This is a genomic window from Thermosynechococcus sp. B1 (genome assembly GCF_030322985.1).
GTDB lineage: Bacteria > Cyanobacteriota > Cyanobacteriia > Thermosynechococcales > Thermosynechococcaceae > Thermosynechococcus.
The window spans coordinates 643,563-660,031 of record NZ_CP096573.1 but is presented as its reverse complement, the minus strand read 5'-3'; the positions used below and the strand labels follow the sequence as shown (position 1 = coordinate 660,031).

At 52.3% G+C, this 16,469-nt stretch carries 18 protein-coding genes; 13 read left to right on the top strand and 5 right to left on the bottom strand.

Annotation, left to right across the window (positions count from 1 at the left end; genetic code table 11):
* Nucleotides 1-223: 223 nt before the first annotated feature.
* Nucleotides 224-1,111, top strand: coding sequence for an MBL fold metallo-hydrolase (locus M0644_RS03375; RefSeq protein WP_286626584.1), 888 nt, complete (start codon nt 224-226; stop codon nt 1,109-1,111).
* Between the two features lie 4 nt (nt 1,112-1,115).
* On the top strand, nt 1,116-1,820 hold the full coding sequence (locus M0644_RS03370) for a triacylglycerol lipase (RefSeq protein ID WP_286626583.1): 705 nt from the start codon (nt 1,116-1,118) through the stop codon (nt 1,818-1,820).
* On the opposite strand, the gene trmB is transcribed toward M0644_RS03370, so the two are convergent.
* Both trmB and M0644_RS03360 read right to left on the bottom strand, forming a co-directional pair.
* The gene (trmB, locus tag M0644_RS03365; RefSeq protein ID WP_286626582.1) at nt 1,817-2,458 is read right to left on the bottom strand and encodes a tRNA (guanosine(46)-N7)-methyltransferase TrmB; all 642 of its coding nucleotides are present in this window, start codon (nt 2,456-2,458) and stop codon (nt 1,817-1,819) included. The two genes, M0644_RS03370 and trmB, sit on opposite strands and share 4 nt — an antisense overlap.
* Nucleotides 2,459-2,611: 153 nt before the next feature.
* Nucleotides 2,612-4,057 carry an ammonium transporter gene (locus M0644_RS03360; protein WP_149818152.1) on the bottom strand — a complete coding sequence of 482 codons (1,446 nt, stop codon included), beginning with the start codon at nt 4,055-4,057 and terminating at the stop codon, nt 2,612-2,614.
* Between the two features lie 261 nt (nt 4,058-4,318).
* On the opposite strand from M0644_RS03360, the gene M0644_RS03355 reads away from it, so the two are divergent.
* Nucleotides 4,319-5,182 carry a Tab2/Atab2 family RNA-binding protein gene (locus M0644_RS03355; RefSeq protein WP_286626581.1) on the top strand — a complete coding sequence of 288 codons (864 nt, stop codon included), beginning with the start codon at nt 4,319-4,321 and terminating at the stop codon, nt 5,180-5,182.
* Between the two features lies 1 nt (nt 5,183).
* Here the strand turns inward: M0644_RS03355 and dapB are convergent, their stop codons facing one another.
* A complete protein-coding gene (gene dapB, locus M0644_RS03350; protein WP_286626580.1) occupies nt 5,184-5,999 on the bottom strand; it encodes a 4-hydroxy-tetrahydrodipicolinate reductase in 816 nt (271 codons plus the stop codon).
* 90 nt (nt 6,000-6,089) lie between these two features.
* Between dapB and M0644_RS03345 the strand changes: the two genes are divergently transcribed.
* Nucleotides 6,090-6,509, top strand: a complete 420-nt coding sequence (locus M0644_RS03345) for a cupin domain-containing protein (RefSeq protein WP_286626579.1) — start codon at nt 6,090-6,092, stop codon at nt 6,507-6,509.
* 8 nt (nt 6,510-6,517) lie between these two features.
* On the opposite strand, the gene M0644_RS03340 is transcribed toward M0644_RS03345, so the two are convergent.
* Nucleotides 6,518-6,811, bottom strand: a complete 294-nt coding sequence (locus tag M0644_RS03340) for a hypothetical protein (protein WP_149818146.1) — start codon at nt 6,809-6,811, stop codon at nt 6,518-6,520.
* Between the two features lie 644 nt (nt 6,812-7,455).
* Here M0644_RS03340 and M0644_RS03335 point away from each other — a divergent pair.
* The 9 genes from M0644_RS03335 to M0644_RS03295 all read left to right on the top strand — a co-directional run bounded on the left by M0644_RS03335 (nt 7,456) and on the right by M0644_RS03295 (nt 15,621).
* Nucleotides 7,456-8,010 (top strand): protoglobin domain-containing protein, encoded by a 555-nt coding sequence (locus M0644_RS03335; RefSeq protein WP_286649868.1) that lies wholly within the window; start codon nt 7,456-7,458, stop codon nt 8,008-8,010.
* Between the two features lie 55 nt (nt 8,011-8,065).
* On the top strand, nt 8,066-8,461 hold the full coding sequence (locus M0644_RS03330; RefSeq protein ID WP_286626577.1) for a roadblock/LC7 domain-containing protein: 396 nt from the start codon (nt 8,066-8,068) through the stop codon (nt 8,459-8,461).
* A 31-nt stretch (nt 8,462-8,492) separates the two neighbouring features.
* Nucleotides 8,493-9,059 (top strand): ATP/GTP-binding protein, encoded by a 567-nt coding sequence (locus tag M0644_RS03325; protein ID WP_149818140.1) that lies wholly within the window; start codon nt 8,493-8,495, stop codon nt 9,057-9,059.
* Between the two features lie 27 nt (nt 9,060-9,086).
* Entirely contained in the window at nt 9,087-9,941 is an 855-nt protein-coding gene (locus M0644_RS03320; RefSeq protein ID WP_286626575.1) for a DUF4388 domain-containing protein, read from the top strand.
* Between the two features lie 14 nt (nt 9,942-9,955).
* Nucleotides 9,956-10,369, top strand: a complete 414-nt coding sequence (locus M0644_RS03315; protein ID WP_286626574.1) for a hemerythrin family protein — start codon at nt 9,956-9,958, stop codon at nt 10,367-10,369.
* 6 nt (nt 10,370-10,375) lie between these two features.
* Nucleotides 10,376-10,600, top strand: a complete 225-nt coding sequence (locus M0644_RS03310; RefSeq protein WP_149818134.1) for a DUF167 domain-containing protein — start codon at nt 10,376-10,378, stop codon at nt 10,598-10,600.
* A gap of 40 nt (nt 10,601-10,640) precedes the next feature.
* Nucleotides 10,641-13,232 (top strand): M1 family metallopeptidase, encoded by a 2,592-nt coding sequence (locus tag M0644_RS03305; protein ID WP_286626572.1) that lies wholly within the window; start codon nt 10,641-10,643, stop codon nt 13,230-13,232.
* A 143-nt stretch (nt 13,233-13,375) separates the two neighbouring features.
* Nucleotides 13,376-14,383: a tryptophan--tRNA ligase gene (gene trpS, locus M0644_RS03300; RefSeq protein WP_286626571.1), complete on the top strand. Its 1,008-nt coding sequence runs from the start codon at nt 13,376-13,378 to the stop codon at nt 14,381-14,383.
* A complete protein-coding gene (locus tag M0644_RS03295; RefSeq protein ID WP_286626570.1) occupies nt 14,380-15,621 on the top strand; it encodes a zinc ribbon domain-containing protein in 1,242 nt (413 codons plus the stop codon). Before trpS ends, M0644_RS03295 begins: the two co-directional genes overlap by 4 nt.
* Here the strand turns inward: M0644_RS03295 and M0644_RS03290 are convergent.
* Nucleotides 15,618-16,235, bottom strand: coding sequence for a hypothetical protein (locus M0644_RS03290; protein ID WP_286626569.1), 618 nt, complete (start codon nt 16,233-16,235; stop codon nt 15,618-15,620). The two genes, M0644_RS03295 and M0644_RS03290, sit on opposite strands and share 4 nt — an antisense overlap.
* Nucleotides 16,236-16,469 lie beyond the last annotated feature (234 nt).

Below are 16,469 nucleotides of genomic sequence, written 5' to 3'. Positions count from 1 at the left end.
ACTCCTCATTATTCATCCATCCTCCTGTTACAACCCTCTATTCATTTATCCAATGGCGTTTTTACAAATATGCACTCGCCTTGCAGATTTTAAAAAAAATTTTTCACCAACCCTGGTGGCGGCTAGCCGCCACTCTATCAACTCCTAGCGTCACAGGGGGAGGATGATCCATATCACAAGTCAAGCGTGTTTTCTGTGGCACACTACGATCAAGATTTGCGATATGCCCATGTTTAACCCACTCACCATTCGGTTTTGGGGCGTGCGCGGCAGTATTCCCTGTCCCGGTTCCCACACTGTCCGCTATGGCGGTAACACTCCCTGCGTGGAAATTCAAGCTAATGGTCAACGCATCATTTTTGACGGCGGTACGGGTTTACGGGTTCTGGGGGAGCACTTAATGAGTCAACAGCCGGTGGCAGCACATTTATTCTTTACCCATACCCACTGGGATCATATTCAGGGTTTTCCCTTCTTTCAGCCCGCCTTTGTACCGGGGAATCAGTTCCATATCTACGCAGTGCCGGGGAAAAATGGTCAGGGCATTGAACGACGACTGAATGATCAAATGCTGCACCCCAACTTTCCTGTCCCGTTGCAGATTATGGGGGGAGATTTGCGTTTTTATGACTTGGAGGCGGGCGAACAGGTACACCTAGGCGGTGGTGTGGTGGTGAGTAATGAAGCCCTGAATCATCCGGGTGGGGGGGTGGGCTACCGTGTGAGTTGGCAGGGTATCCATGTGGCCTATATCACAGACACGGAGCATTTGCCCGATCAGTTGCATCCGGGGGCGTTTGCCTTGGCTGATCGCGCTGATGTGATGATCTACGATGCCACCTATACCGATGAAGAATACTATCACCCGCAGCAGAGCAAGGTGGGGTGGGGGCATTCCACATGGCAGGAGGCGGTTAAGCTTGCCCAAGCCGCCCAAGTGAAGCAACTGATTTTGTTTCACCATGACCCTAGCCACGATGATGACTGTCTAGATCGCATTGGTGAGTTGGCACGGGCACGATTTCCGCAGACGCTGCTGGCTCGCGAGGGGCTAATGATTTCCGTCTATCCAAATGTGATACACTTCCCGGCGACGCCTCAAGCAAGTTAGTCCTGTGTTGCCTGTCGTTCTTTTACCGGGATATTTAGCGGCTGCCCCTGACTATTACCCACTGCGGGATTATCTGCGGCAATTGGGGTTTGTGGCGGAGGTGGTGCCCCTCAGGGTACGCTCGTGGTTTCCCACGTTGGGGGGGCGATCGGTGGCGCCAATTTTACAGGCCTTGGATACCACCATTCAGCATGTTCTGAATACAACAGGGGCGTCCGCCGTGCATCTCATTGGCCACTCAGCGGGGGGCTGGATTAGCCGCATTTACCTAGGGGATCAACCCTATGATGACCAAGTTTGGGCGGGTCACAAATGGGTGCACACGCTAATCACGTTGGGTACTCCCCATCGGAGTCAGGAGCGTTGGACGCGCCGCAATCTTGACTTTGTGAACACCACGTACCCCGGTGCCTATTACCCGCAAGTTCGCTATGTGTGTCTAGCGGGCAAGGCCATCTATGGCACACCACGCGGTTCGTTTGCCAATTGGTTTACGTATCAAAGCTATAAACTCACCTGTGGCGAGGGTGCCTGTTGGGGAGATGGGGTGACACCGGTGGCAGCAGCCCACCTTGAGGGGGCAGAGAATCTGGTCTATGAAGATGTGCTCCATGCGCCTCGCAGCCGCTTGCGCGATCGCCCCGATGCCCCTTGGTACGGTTCCCCAGCAATTGTTGCTACTTGGCAGCAGTATTTGAAAGCCAGTTAGAGGGCACACCGCTCAAATTGCCAGCGGTAAACGGCTAATCCTTTACTGAGGACACATTTTTCCCGTTCTGTCGCGACGGGCCAAGGACTCTGGGGTAACCAATCGGTACAGGTTGAGCTAAAGGCGGCATGGGCACGAAACTGTTGCACCATTGATTCAGCCACCTCAAAGACATCTGACTGAAGGACAACACGCCCACCAGCGGGCAGGAGTTCGGCAAGGGTGGCCACCAGTTCAGGGGTGACGACGCGGCGTTTATGGTGACGGCGCTTGAACCACGGATCTGGAAACTGAATCGTGACGGTGTGCAGGGGGAGTCCGCCGAGGATTTTGCCCAAGTGGACATTGGCATTGCCCCAAAGGTAGTGGAGGTTCCGAAGTTGCTGGCGATCGCGCCGTTCATTGGCCGTCACCACCAGCGGGTAGCGAATTTCCAGACCCAGAAAATTTTGCTCTGGATACAGTGCTGCCATTTCTAGCAAGAACGTCCCCTTGGCACAGCCAATATCGAGATGTAAAGGCTGCGAGGGTTTCTCGTAAGTTGTTGACCAATCGGGAACAGCAATGTCCTGCTGGAACTTTTGACTGAGAGGGTTAACGTGTTGTCGCACCCGTACCGCCATGGCGCGATCGCTCATCCAAAACTCCCTAATGTACTGCCGCTATAGCGTAGCGTATATCACTGCAAAGTTAGAAAAAACTGCCCTCAAACGCTGAGGACAGCAAAAACCACCTAGGGCAATGGGATCGTCCAGCGGCGTGGTACGACCCCAAACTTATTGGCAGGCGAGTTACTCCTTCAAGAAACCGCTGTAGGCTTCCATGCCATGCTCGCCGATGTCCAAGCCTTTGAGTTCCTCTTCTTCGGAAACACGAATGCCAAGCGTTTGTTTCAGAGCCAGCCAAAAGATACTGGTCAGCAGTACAGTAAAGCCACCGACTGTCAAAATACCGATAATCTGAGCAATCAACTGAGTCACTCCGTGGCCGGTGAGCAAGCCTAACTCTTTGTCAAACAAGCCAACAGCTAAGGTACCCCAAGTGCCGCAGACCAAGTGGACAGAGGTGGCGCCGACGGGGTCATCAATTTTGATGCGGTCAAAGAAAAGGACAGAATAGACCACAATCACACCGCCAATGGCACCAATGATCACGGCACTCCAATAAGACACACCTGCACAGGGTGCTGTAATGGACACTAATCCCGCCAGAATACCGTTGATAATCATGGAGAGGTCAGGTTTACCAATGGCTAGCCAAGCGGTAATTGTTGCCGCAACCCCACCGGCTGCCGCCGCCAAGTTTGTTGTGACTGCGATGTAGGGTACAGCTTCATTCGCGGCCAGTTCAGAACCAGGGTTAAAACCAAACCAGCCGATCCAGAGGATCAAACACCCCAGCATGGCAAAGCCCATGTTGTGGCCGGGCAACGCCCGAGGCGTACCATCTGCGGCATACTTGCCAAGCCGTGGTCCTAGAAACGCAGCGCCCATCAGTGCCGACCAACCGCCTACGGCATGAACCACCGTTGAACCGGCAAAATCCTTAAAGGCAATATCTGGGCCAAGGAAACCAATGTTGCTGAGAAGGCCACCCCCCCAAACCCAGTGACCCGTAATGGGGTAAGAGATACCAGTGAGCAGGAGGCTGAAAATCAAAAAGTCAACAAACTTGATCCGCTCGGCCACTGCTCCAGAAACAATGGTGGCTGCGGTTCCTGCAAAGGCAGCTTGGAACAGAAAGGCCACAGCGATGGGTAAGCCCTCCGGAAAGGGATCAAGACCGTAGGTTTCGGGGTTTTCACTACTGAGGAAAAAGCCCCCTAGGCCAATAAAAGCATTGCCCTCGGTACCAAACATGAAAGAGAATCCGATCGCCCAGTAGGCAAGGGTGGCCAAGGCAAAAACAATTAGGTTCTTAGAAAGAATGTTGACAGCATTTTTCTGGCGGCAGAAGCCAGTTTCCAACATGCCGAAGCCAGCATTCATGAAAATCACCAGAATGGCTGCAATGAGTACCCAAATGGTGTTGAGTACTCCTTGAACTGTTTCAGGGGTGAGGGGTTTATCCTGTGCCTGAGCAGCCACTCCCCAAACAGCCACAATGATTAAAGCTAGGGGAATGCAGGCGACAAGGGCTGGCGATCGCCAGCGGAAATTGGGCTGCCGGTCGAGGTTGCGTAACGGGCGCTTTTGCCGTCTCGCACGTTTCAGTTTTAACTTGGACATCGCTTTCATTCTCAACGATTATGGAGTAGAGTTGCACATGAGTTCAGCGGAGGAGAAATCGCAGTTGCGGCACCATCGCGCCAGAAAGTTATCTGGCTGTTGTTTGGCTTGAGCTGAGCAAAGCATTGACCCGCAATTAACCTTTGATTGCACCAGTTCTCGCAGTGGAAAATCTGTATCGGGTTATACATTTACCTTGACGGCCAAAACCGCCTATCCTAGGAAAGGCAAATAGCTTCAAGTTTGCGGGTAACGTTCCTCTAGGTGTGAATGGATACGATCTGGGAGTTGGATTTTTATTCCCGTCCCCTTGTGGATGAAAACAACAAAAAAATCTGGGAATTGCTGATTTGCGATCGCCAGCAACAATTTCAGTTCAGCAAAACTTGTGCCGGCGCTGAAGCCAATGCCCGCTGGTTAGAAGCTGCCCTCAAAGAAGCCATGGATCAATGGCGGCAGCAACTGGGACTGGCAAACAGTGCTCAACCCGATCGGGTACGTTTTTTCCGCCGAGCCATGACCAGCATTATTACGCGGGGGGGAGAAGCGGCAGGATTAGTGATGGTGCCCAGTCGGCGCACGTTTGCCCTCTATGATTGGCTGCGCGATCGCGCCACAAACCTCTATCCAACCCTACCCAACTACCAAGCCGATCTGGCAACGCCACCCCAGTTGATCCCCCCTGCACCTCAACCTTTACCACCAGCCCTGCGGGGCGATCGCTGGCAATTCAGTGGTCTTCCTCTGGGGGAAATTAAAACGGCTGGTGAATGGGAACTGCCCTTTGGTGAGGTACCCCCACTGCCCTTTTTGACCCTCAGGGACGATACGCTACTGCCGGGGTTAATTATCTATTCGCAGCGCGCACTGCCCTTAGCGGGTTGGCTATCGGGATTAGAGCCGGCCTATTTGAGTTTTGAGGAGAACCCCCAACCGTTATTGGTATTAGAAACAGGAGCGAGCGATCGCTGGGTTCTCATTAGTGGCCGCAATCCCCAGATTCAGAAGGAACTGGCTGCCTTTAGGGACGCCTGTACTCAAAGCCAGGGGCTACACTTTATCGCAGTGAAGGAACGACCGGAACAAGATGTATTGCAAGGCTTTTGGTTGTTGCAGCAAACCCCTGAAGTTTAGACTAAAGCAGCTTTTCAAGGCCATAGATTAAGCGTTTGAGGTGCGTGACTTTGCGAATGGCAAGCAGTACCCCCGGCATATAGCACTGGCGATCGCTGGTGTCATGGCGCAGCGTATAAATTTGTCCCGGTGCCCCAAAAATCACCTCCTGATGGGCAATCAGTCCGGGGAGGCGAACACTGTGAATGCGAATTTCAGCGTCAGCGCACGCCCCTCGCGCCCCCGTGAGATGTTCGGACTCCTGCACTTGGGGGGGGTTAAAGGTTTTGCCCAATTCTGCTAAACGCTGCGCGGTTTGAATGGCGGTACCACTAGGAGCATCAGCCTTTTGGTTGTGGTGCAGTTCAATGATCTCCACGTGATCAAAGTACTGGCTTGCGCGGATGGCAGCCTCTTGGAGCAGCACCATGCCAATTGAGAAATTCGGCGCAATGACCACCCCCATATCGGCCTTGTCGGCAAACTCGGCCAGATCTTCAATTTGTTCTGGACTCAAGCCTGTCGTCCCCACCACCGGATACACCCCGTAGGCGATCGCCATGCGCACATTCTCATACACTGCTTGGGGATGGGTAAAGTCCACCATGACCACGGGTTGTTTTTCTTGGGCAGCCGCCACACACACCTCTTGCAAGCTGCTGCTAATGGGAATCTCTAAGGCTCCTAGCCCCAAGGCTTCACCAATATCTTCCCCCACCTGCTTGCGATCAACAGCCGCATAAAGGGTCGTGTCAGGAGCCTGCTGCACTGTTTTCACAACTTCGCGTCCCATTTTACCGAGGGCGCCAACAACAATCACTGGGATGGATGTACTCATGCCAAACTCCGACACAGACCACAGGCTAGGATAGCGCGATCGCTTGGCGATACAATAAGCCAATGCTGAGTATTTTGTCCTAAAGGCACGATGTTAGTTTTTTCTTTTCCTGAGTTGGTTGAGCGCTGTCAAACTTGGACACCAAAGCGGCCGGGCTATGCCGTCTGTCCCTTGGATCACCACAACCCTGAGCTAGCCTCTAGTCTCTATCGCATTGAGCCAGGACAAGCCAACTATCCCCATTACCACCATCGCGGTGACGATATTTTCCTGATTGTATCGGGAGTTGGTGAACTGATTACCTACCCGATGACGCCCCCTGCGAGTTCTGTGGCGGCAACCGCCTTGATCCGTACCCCCGTGGAAACCGGCTCCTATGTCCATGTGGATGCCCAATGTCTCCATTGGCTGCGGAATTTATCGCCGGATCAGCCCCTGTACTACTTGAACATTGCGCCCCTTTCCCACGAGAGCGATCGCGTCGATGTCACCATTGAGGGCTGGAGCTAAGAAAACAGTTATTCACCCTTAAACTTACTGGCTGCTTCCTCAAAGGCCTTGCTCAACTCATCCCACGCACTCTGGAACCCTGCTTTGAGGGACTCCCAAGCATCATCGCCCGCTTCTTTGAGGGCAGCCAATTGCTGAGTAATCTCATCGCGTTTGGTCTTGAGGGCTTCAATTTTAGCTTCAATATCTGCCTTGACATCTTCACCCGCTTGATCCGCCTTTGCCTTGAGTTGGTCAAGCTGGGCACCGAGTTGTTGCAGCTTCGTTTCCATTTCGCCTTGGTAGGTCAAGCGATCGGACATATAACTATCCTCCCTTGCTCAAGATAAATACCTACGATGACTCAAAGCATCCTAGATGGATAACAATGCAAGGGTGGCATACTCCGTGCCATGGGATCAAGGCATTGGGGATATTTTGTAAAAGTTACTTTCATTTCCACACAAAGCGAATTAAAAAACTAAAGAATAATTAAAAAATGTGTCTAATCATTTTATTTTGTGTAGTGTGTCGAGAAATACAATCAGAGAACTACAGAGAAATCTATACTTTTCATTAGAAAGTCAGGGGGATACTCTCTGCATTAACCGCAGCCTGTTTCTGCAACGCAGAGTGATAAGTAAGCTAACTTCATACTTTTTAGAATGAGGAGCAACTTTTATTTCTGTGTTGAGTCCCTGTGAAATCGGCTAAATCTGAGTTGAGGTTGCATGTCGTGGAGTGAGAAAGCGCTTTTCAAGCATCTAATGCAGGGGTCTGTACCAGCGGTGCTTGGATTTTTAAGGGGGAATCTTTAATTGTTTCTGAAATTTTCAGCTTTTCCGAATATTGTTTGTTAGCTTGCAGGAGCAAGTGCCTGACTTGATTCTAATCACTGAATCACGGACGCCCAGTCAATTCACCTGATCTAGTAATTAAAGTTATTCAGTGTTTCGAGGCGAAAGAGATGACAATTGAGCCAATCAATTTTATGGCAATAATGGTGCGACGAGTCCAGTTGACTGATGAAGACAAATCCCTGTTAGCTGAGGCTGCCCCTTGGGGAAAGGAAATTGCTCCACAGATGGCTGATATTTTTTATGACTACTTGGGGCGGGATGAAGAGATGAATGCCATTCTCAACGCCACAGAAGGACGCATTCATCGCCTCCATCAAACCTTCATCGACTGGTTCCATGAAATGTTCACAGGGATGGATAGTTGGGGCAAGGCCTACGCTGAGCGACGCTGGAAAATTGGTCTGGTTCACGTGCGCATTGGCATTGGGCCACAGCATGTGGTACCCGCGATGGCAATTGTTGTCAACGCCGTGCGGCAAAAGTTAAGGGAAGCCAACAAATCCGAGGCCCTCAGTGATGCCCTAGGCAAAATTTGCATGATTGATCTTGCCTTTATTGAACAGGCCTACTTCGAGGTGTCTTCCCAAGCGGTTCTTAAGGAAACCGGTTGGACCCAGGCACTATTTCAACGGCTAATTGCCACAGGGGCTGCTGCCATGTAGATGACCTAGCAGTCATTGTTCCAAAAGTTCCCATACTTTATATGAGGATTAGATTATGCCAATTAATGCCGCTAAACTTGAAGCCACATTGCAACACTTTGTTGCCAATGCCAGTAATGTCCAAGGGGCAGCGCTTGTGTCTCCCGATGGTCTGACGCTGGCGGCAACCTTGCCGGGGGGAATGGATGATGAACGGGTGGCAGCGATGTCAGCGGCCATGTTGTCGTTGGGGGAACGTATTGGACGAGAGCTAAGCCGGGGCAAAATCGAGCGCATCCTTGTAGAGGGTGCCAGTGGGTATGGTATTCTCACCAGCTGCACCGAAGATGCGGTTTTCCTTGTGCTGGCAGACGCCTCTGCCAAATTGGGCATTATCAACCTCGAAATTAAAAATGTGTTGGCTGAGCTGCAAACCCAACTCACCAGTGTAAGCCAAGCCGTCAATGTTTAGGCCTGATTCCCTGAATTTGAGGTGCTAATCCATGGAAATTATGCGCATTGTGATCACAGGACCAGTGGGCGCAGGGAAATCTACCTTCATCCGCACGATTAGTGAGATTGAGGTGGTGGATACCGATCGCAAGGCAACGGATGAAATTGCTGCTTTCAAGGAAAAAACAACCGTGGCCATGGACTTTGGGCGGCTGCAGTTTGGTCCTAATGTTGCCCTGCATCTGTATGGCACCCCTGGCCAAGAACGCTTTGACTTTATGTGGGATATTCTTATTCGCAAAGCCCATGCGTTTATCCTACTGGTCAGTTCTCACCGTCCCCAAGATTTTCGAGCCGCACGGCGGATTTTGGCCTTCATGCGCCATCGCACAAAGATTCCAATGCTAGTGGGTCTGAGCCATGCCGATAATCCCAATGCGTGGCCTGCTGAAGAGATCGCGATCGCCCTTGGCTACTTGAGTCCCCACCGCCGCCCACCCATGGTGCCTGTGAATGCTTTGGATCAGTCTTCCGTTGCCGCTGCCATGATGGCACTCATTCAAGCCTATGCCAGTGCCCAATCCTCGCAATTAAACCGCAGTGCACTCACCACTTAGAACAACATCACTCACTAGGGGGAATGTATGAAAATTACAGGTTATCTATCGGAATTTTCCTTGGGGGAAATTTTTCATTTTCTGGAGCAGGGGCAAAAAACGGGCTGCCTCTCCATTAAGCCCGTGGAAATGGCGGGGATGATGCCGCTGATTCCCCAAATGCAGGAGTACTATATCTTCTTTCACTTGGGTCAGATTGTAGCCGCAACAACGACCTTGGATCACCAAGGATTGCAACGGCTCATTGAGCAGCGGGGCTGGCTGCGCCCAACTACCATTCAACGCCTTTTACCCTTTTGTTCCCGAACCGGATCCCTTGGGCTGTGTTTGAAAACCCAAGGTGCCCTTGAGCCAGAACAGCTGCGGCTATTGTTCAAGCAACAGGTACTGACACCGATTCCTCACCTCTTTAGCCTCAATGAGGGCTGGTTTAAGTTCGATGCCAACCATCCACTGCCCTTTGCGGAAATGACGGGACTGAGTGCCTCACCCATGGAAATTTCCTTGGCGGGTCTACGACTGCTGCGGGATTGGACAGCCCTAATGGACAAGCTGCCCCTGCCGAGTTCAACCATTGCCAGCACGATTGAAGGACAGCCCCCCTACCACCTCAATCATCATGAGTGGCAAGTGTGGGAGTACGCTAACGGTACCAAAACCCTCCAAGAAATCAGTGAAGCGTTGAACTTACCCATTCTAGAGGTGCAAAAAATTTGTTTTCGCCTGATAGTGGTGGGGATTGCCGAGGAAATTGCTGGCATTGCTGCTGCCGCCGCCAGCCCTACGGAACCAGAACTCATTGAAACAACAGAAATTAGCTCTTCCTTTCTAGAGGGAATCTTTACGTTCCTGAAAACAAAAACCCACCCACAATCGGTCTAGGGGGATAAAAAACAATGCAACGCTTCGCGTGGACAGAGCAGCTCCAGACCGGCGTGCCCATGATTGATATACAGCACAAGGAACTCGTCTGTGCTGTCAATGATCTGGCGGATGCCATTGAACAGGGTCGGGGAAGCGCTGCGATTAAACAGCTAATTGCTTTCATGAAGTATTATGCAGAGTGGCACTTCGGGAATGAAGAAAGCTGTGCTGAAAAATACCAGTGCCCCCTAGCAGAAGTTAACCGCTGCGCCCATAAACAGTTCATCGAGATGATTGAAGAGCTGCAGCAGCAGTACCGCAACAGCCAAGCGGATGCGGCGATCGCCACCCGGATCCATGGTAAGTTAGCAGACTGGTTAGTGAATCACATTATGAAAATTGACAAGCAAATTGGGCAGCACATCTGTGCCCATGCTTCAGGCTAGGAGGGCATGAAGAAATACCATCTGGTGGTCAAACCGAATGCAAGAGCGTCCTCTGTTGCTGTTGATTCTGCCGGTCAGCTAGTGGTGGCGGTGCGTGCCCCTGCCACTGATGGCAAGGCCAATCAAGAACTGATTGCGGTCTTGGCAGCCTATTTTCAGGTGCCTAAGTCCCGTGTTCGGTTAATCAAGGGTCATACCAGTCGCTATAAGGTGGTTGAACTCCTCGATTGATGCCCCTTAGACTAAGAGCAAGTGCGGCTCAACATAACCTATGACTCTTGATGTCACTCCAGCCAAATCCTTTGTCCTCAGCGGTGCACGTCCCCACTACAGTCCCGATCGAGTGGGGCAGGTGGAACATATCTGCTTGGACTTGACCCTAGATTTAGAGACCCAGGCATGCTGGGGACAGTGTCATATCCACCTACGACCATTGCACTCCCAAGTGCGCCAGCTGCGCCTCAATGCCGTGGGGCAACAGATCCAGAGTGTGACTGTGCAGCACCAACCCCAAGCCTTCCACTACGATGGTGAGTTTCTGGATATTTCCCTTGATGCGAGCTTGGGGATTCACCCAGATCAGGTGCTGGTGATCACCATTGACTACCGTCTGCAGAAACCCCAGCGGGGATTGTACTTTGTTGCCACTGATCCCCCCCAAGCTTGGACCCAAGGGGAAGATGAGGACTCCCGCTATTGGTTTCCCTGCTTTGATTCTCCTGGGCAGCTGGCGACGTCAGAGGTACGAGCGCGGGTGCGGCAACCCTTACAGGCCATTTCCAATGGGGAATTGCGTGCCTGCTACAGCGAGGGAGAGTGGCAAATCTTTCACTGGTATCAACCCCAGGTCCATCCCACTTATCTGATGACCCTAGCGGTGGGGGATTTTGCGGTTTTTGATGACCAGTGGCAGGGCAAGCCCGTCACCTACTACGTTGCTAAAGATCGCGCTGCTGATGCCCGCCGCACCTTGGGCAAAACGCCAAAGATGATGGACTTTTTCAGCCGCATCTACGGCTATCCCTATCCCTACCCCAAATATGCCCAAGTCTGTGTGGCCAATTTTATCTTTGGCGGTATGGAAAATACCTCGACAACCCTATTGACAGACCGCTGTCTGTTGGATGAGCGAGCCGCCGCTGAAGATTTTCGCAGTGAAAGTTTAGTGGCCCATGAGTTGGCACACCAGTGGTTTGGCGATCTGGTGGTGATCAAGCACTGGTCTCACGCTTGGATCAAGGAGGGCATGGCCTCCTATGCCGAGGTGCTCTGGTTTGAGGAGGAATATGGCGCTGATTTTGCCGCCTATTATCGCCTTGGGGAATTGCGCAACTACCTCAGTGAGGATAGCGATCGCTACCGCCGCCCCATTGTCACCCATGTCTATCGCGAAGCCATTGAACTCTACGATCGCCACCTCTACGAAAAAGGCGCCTGCGTCTATCACATGATCCGCCAGGAACTCGGCGAAGAACAATTCTGGAAAGCCATTCAAACCTTTGTCCAAACCTACGCCCATCAAACTGTCGAAACGGTGGATCTGCTGCGGGCGATTGAAATGGCCACCGGCCGCAACCTACTTCCCCTCTTTGACCAATACGTTTTTCGTGGGGGACATCCCGACTTCCATGTGAGCTATCGCTGGGAGGTAGCCGATCAATTAGCCGTTCTTACCGTCAAGCAGCAGCAGGTGACCGATGGGGTCACGCCCCTAGAGCGCAACCTCTTTGATCTGCGCATCCCTGTTGGCATCGGTACGGTGGATGATCAGGGGCAGGTGACGGTCAAAACCATTCCCCTGCGCATTCATGAACCAGAGCACACCTTCTATTTGCCGCTGCCACAGCAGCCCACCTTTGTGAGTTTTGATGCCGGCAACCATACCCTCAAAACCGTTACCCTAGAGTACCCCCTCCCTGAACTCAAAGCCCAACTGCAGTACGACCCCGATGTTTTGGGGCGGGTTCAAGCTGCCATTGCCCTAGGCAAAAAAGGAAACCTAGAAGTTGTGCAAACCTTGGCGGCGGCGCTGCAACGGGAACCCTTTTGGGGAGTGCGGCGTGAAATTGCCAAAGTGCTGGGCACGATTCAACTGGATCAAAGTTTAGAGGCGCTCAAGCTGGCACTAGCCGATGATCACCCCCATGTTCGTGCCGCCGCAGTGGAGGCCATTGCTGGGTTTAAGTCCGCCAAAGCCTACGAACTTCTCAAGCCCATTGCCAAGCACGGCGACCCCAGCTATAGCGTTGAAGCTGCCGCCCTGAAGGGAATTGGTGTGATTGCCGCTGCCAAACCGCAACCGAAACCCAAGCTCGAAAAAGTGCTGAAACGACTGCGGAAGGCTTTGGAAAAACGACAAGGCTGGAATGAGGTGGTACGCTGTGGGGCGATCGCTGGCGTGGGGGAACTCAAGGAGTCTCCAGAGGCGGTGAATTTGGTTCTTGACTACACCGCTATTGATGTCCCGCAACCCCTACGCTTGGCCGCCATTCGTACCCTTGGCACCATTGGCGATCGCCACCATCCCCAACTGCAACAAATTCTGGAACGGCTAGAGCAACTCAGCCACGAGACCTTTTTCTTTACCCAGATGGCCGTTGTTCAAGCCCTGAGTCAAATTGACCATCCCCAAGTTTTAGGCCTGCTGCAGCAGCTGGGCGATCGCACCACCGACGGCCGTATCAAACGATCAGTTGATGAAGGAATCGCCAAAGTTCAGAAAGCCCTTGGCAGCGATGACCGCCTCAAGACCCTTGAGACCACCCTCAACGAGTTACAAAAGGAAAATCAAACCCTAAAAAGCCGCCTTGAAGAGTTAGAAGCACGCACTAAAGCGACCCAGCAGGACGCAGCGCTAAGTTAGGGATAGCGACACCCAGACCCCTGCGGGCATTGGGCAAGCCTAGATGACCCTGCCATGGGAGAGGGGCTTTCATCCTTTAAGCCGTGTTCCATCCATAGGAAAAGGGCTGTAGCATAGTAGGAATGCAATTAGAGGAGGTTGGGGTGACCAAAAAACGGGTGCTTTCGGGAGTCCAGCCCACAGGTAGCTTGCACTTGGGGAATTATCTCGGAGCAATTCGCAACTGGGTGGCGGGGCAAGCCGAGTATGAAAACTATTTTTGTGTCGTAGATTTACACGCCATTACCGTCCCCCACGATCCAGCGGAACTGGCGGCTAATACCTATACGGTGGCTGCTCTGTATTTGGCCTGTGGCATTGACCCCACCCACGCCACTATTTTTGTGCAATCCCACGTCAGCGCCCACGCCGAACTCACTTGGTTACTGAACTGCATTACCCCCCTCAACTGGCTGGAGGACATGATTCAATTCAAGGAAAAAGCCGTCAAGCAGGGGGAAAACGTGGCGGCAGGACTACTGGACTATCCTGTGCTCATGGCCGCGGATATTTTGCTCTACGATGCCGATCTGGTTCCTGTGGGGGAAGATCAAAAGCAACACTTGGAACTGACCCGCGATATTGCTGCCCGTGTCAACTACCTCTTTGCCCACAATCAGCCGCCAATTCTCAAGCTGCCGCAACCCTTGATTGCCCAAGAGGGGGCACGGGTGATGAGCCTTACCGATGGCACCAAGAAGATGTCGAAGTCGGATCCCTCGGAACTGAGTCGCATTAACCTTTTGGACTCCCCCGATGAGATTCGCAAGAAAATCAAGCGTTGCAAGACCGACTCAATCCGCGGCTTGACCTTTGATGATCCTAACCGTCCTGAAGCCAATAACCTGCTGAGTCTCTATCAAGTACTCACGGGAAAAACGAAAGAGGCAGTGGCAGCAGAATGTGCCGATATGGGCTGGGGACAGTTTAAGCCCCTACTCACCGATGCGGTGATTGCTACCCTAGAACCGATTCAGCAGCGATACCAAGAGATTATGGCAGACCCCAGCTATCTCAAGGATTTGCTCAAAAAAGGCCAAGAACAGGCCGCCCGTGTGGCCAATGCAACCCTAGAGCGGGTAAAACTTGCCTTTGGGTTTACGCTGCCATGAATATCACAAGCGGGTTGAGGCGACTCTGGCGGGGATTTTGGCGGCGATCGCGCCTTGTCAATGACGAACCCCTGAATTGGGTCAGTCTCATTGTCATTATCTTGGTGGATATTTTTATCCTCATTAATGTCTTTAGTGGCCTCAGCGAAATTAGCAATTGGCCTTTGAGTCCCAGTCAAGCCCAGCCCTGTTATGCTCCTTGGCAAGCCTATCGCCAAGACACCGCTAGGGAGCGCGACATTCGTTTTCTAGAGCAGCAGATTAGCCTTGACCCCCCGCCCCAGACGGCTGTGGAGCGCCTACAGGAAAGCAGCAAGGGCAAACTGGGAACCATCTCCGCCATTTGCTTCACCTATGCAAAGTATCAAGATGCCGTCAACCACCCCACCAATCAAGCCCGACTTAAGCAACGACAGCAGAAACAGGCACAAATTCAAACCCTCGAGGCCACCAATGCCCGCATTCGTGAAGAGTATGACTCGACACTATTAGAGCAGCTTGCGGGGCAACCCGCGGATCAATCGATCAACTTGGTGGAAGCCGCCAAGGCCAAAGCCACCCTTGAGGCCAACAACCGCCAAATTGCCGCTCTCAAAAATGAGATTGCCGCCCTTGAACAGGCGATTCTCCAAGAAGCCGATAGCCAAGCCTTCTTGAAATTTTTAGCCGAGGACGCCACCTTTGCCCAGCTTGAGAACCAATATCAGCGCTCTCAGTTTTGGTATCCCAGTCTCCAATTTGTTTTACAAGCCCTCTTTCTATTACCGCTGATTGCGATCGCCCTAGTGGTGCATCGTTTTGCTGATCGCCGCCGTTATGGCCTGCTTGCCCTCATGAGTTGGCACCTGCTGGTGATCTTCTTGATTCCTTTGGTGTTGAAGATTTTTGAACTATTGCAGGTGGGAGCACTCTTTGAGTGGCTGGCTAATGTCATTCTTGCTCTCTTTGGCGGTCTGCTTTTTTTGGTCAGCTACCTCTATATCCTGCTGATCCCAGCGGTCGGGTTTGGCATGATTAAAGTGGCGCAAGCTCTTTTCCTCAATCCACAGCGACAGGCGGCAGGGCGAGTCCAAAAACACCGCTGTGTCCGTTGTGGCAAGCGGCTACGGGATCTCGATCAGCACTGTCCCCACTGTGGTTATTTGCAGTGGATGCCCTGTCCCAATTGTCAGCAGCCCACCTATCGCCACTTACCCTATTGTCGTCATTGCGGTGCATCGACCCGTTCTTCTGGCTAGTCCTTGCTGGGGCGGTTGAGCCAGTCGGCACACTCACGCTGTAGCCCCTGCAATGTCATATTGGGTAGCCGCTCAGCAGCAAAGGCCTCGGCCTCAATTGGAATGTCTGCGGGGTTATAGCCACTCTTGCGGTAGAGATCCGCGACGATACCGGGGCTGACGCGAATGCCCACGGGTACCAAGGAATCCAAATCTCGTTTCGCCGCAAAGCAGGCTTGAACGACATGCCAGCCCTCATGGCGCAGCGTTTCGATAAAAATCGGCCAATGAGCAAGGGCGCGAGGACGCAAGATCAAGCGATCGCGACTAAAACTATAGGAGCCGTAATTATCATCTTGGCGCTGCCGGATGTAGAGGGTCGTGCCCGTACGCAAAATGGTGCGAATCAACTGATAAGCTTCCACCTCAGCACTGTTTTGCAGCCGAAAACGGGCAGGATCGCGGCGCGGATAATAAACCAGATCAAAGAGAAGCTGCATATCCTCATCGGAACCGTCAATGGGGATCAAATCCCGCTGGGCGAGACCCGAGGATGGGGAAACTACAAGGGCGATCGCCAGCGTCAATGTCGGTAAAGAAACCCGCAGCCAGCTTTGAAGTTGTTTTTGCAGCACAATGATCAACCCCCTGCCTTTGGGGAATGCTGCTTCTAACCTAGCAATTTTGATAGCAGTCTAAACGTGTTCTCTATCACGATCTCACAGCGATCCCCACCCCTTTTCACAGTGACGGGATCACGGTCAGAAAAGCCTCAAAACCGCTCTTTGAGGGGATGAAGTGCCATCGCTGCCCCAATAGTTTAGAAAAGGGCTGTATGATGGACTTAGGAAGAAGCAACAAATAATATT

Coding starts and splice junctions, on each gene's coding strand:
- M0644_RS03375 (WP_286626584.1), top strand. CDS start 224: ATGCCCATGTTTAACCCACTCACCATTCGGTTTTGGGGCGTGCGCGGC.
- trmB (WP_286626582.1), bottom strand. CDS start 2,458: ATGAGCGATCGCGCCATGGCGGTACGGGTGCGACAACACGTTAACCCT.
- M0644_RS03360 (WP_149818152.1), bottom strand. CDS start 4,057: ATGAAAGCGATGTCCAAGTTAAAACTGAAACGTGCGAGACGGCAAAAG.
- M0644_RS03355 (WP_286626581.1), top strand. CDS start 4,319: ATGGATACGATCTGGGAGTTGGATTTTTATTCCCGTCCCCTTGTGGAT.
- dapB (WP_286626580.1), bottom strand. CDS start 5,999: ATGAGTACATCCATCCCAGTGATTGTTGTTGGCGCCCTCGGTAAAATG.
- M0644_RS03345 (WP_286626579.1), top strand. CDS start 6,090: ATGTTAGTTTTTTCTTTTCCTGAGTTGGTTGAGCGCTGTCAAACTTGG.
- M0644_RS03340 (WP_149818146.1), bottom strand. CDS start 6,811: ATGTCCGATCGCTTGACCTACCAAGGCGAAATGGAAACGAAGCTGCAA.
- M0644_RS03335 (WP_286649868.1), top strand. CDS start 7,456: ATGACAATTGAGCCAATCAATTTTATGGCAATAATGGTGCGACGAGTC.
- M0644_RS03330 (WP_286626577.1), top strand. CDS start 8,066: ATGCCAATTAATGCCGCTAAACTTGAAGCCACATTGCAACACTTTGTT.
- M0644_RS03325 (WP_149818140.1), top strand. CDS start 8,493: ATGGAAATTATGCGCATTGTGATCACAGGACCAGTGGGCGCAGGGAAA.
- M0644_RS03320 (WP_286626575.1), top strand. CDS start 9,087: ATGAAAATTACAGGTTATCTATCGGAATTTTCCTTGGGGGAAATTTTT.
- M0644_RS03315 (WP_286626574.1), top strand. CDS start 9,956: ATGCAACGCTTCGCGTGGACAGAGCAGCTCCAGACCGGCGTGCCCATG.
- M0644_RS03310 (WP_149818134.1), top strand. CDS start 10,376: ATGAAGAAATACCATCTGGTGGTCAAACCGAATGCAAGAGCGTCCTCT.
- M0644_RS03305 (WP_286626572.1), top strand. CDS start 10,641: ATGACTCTTGATGTCACTCCAGCCAAATCCTTTGTCCTCAGCGGTGCA.
- M0644_RS03295 (WP_286626570.1), top strand. CDS start 14,380: ATGAATATCACAAGCGGGTTGAGGCGACTCTGGCGGGGATTTTGGCGG.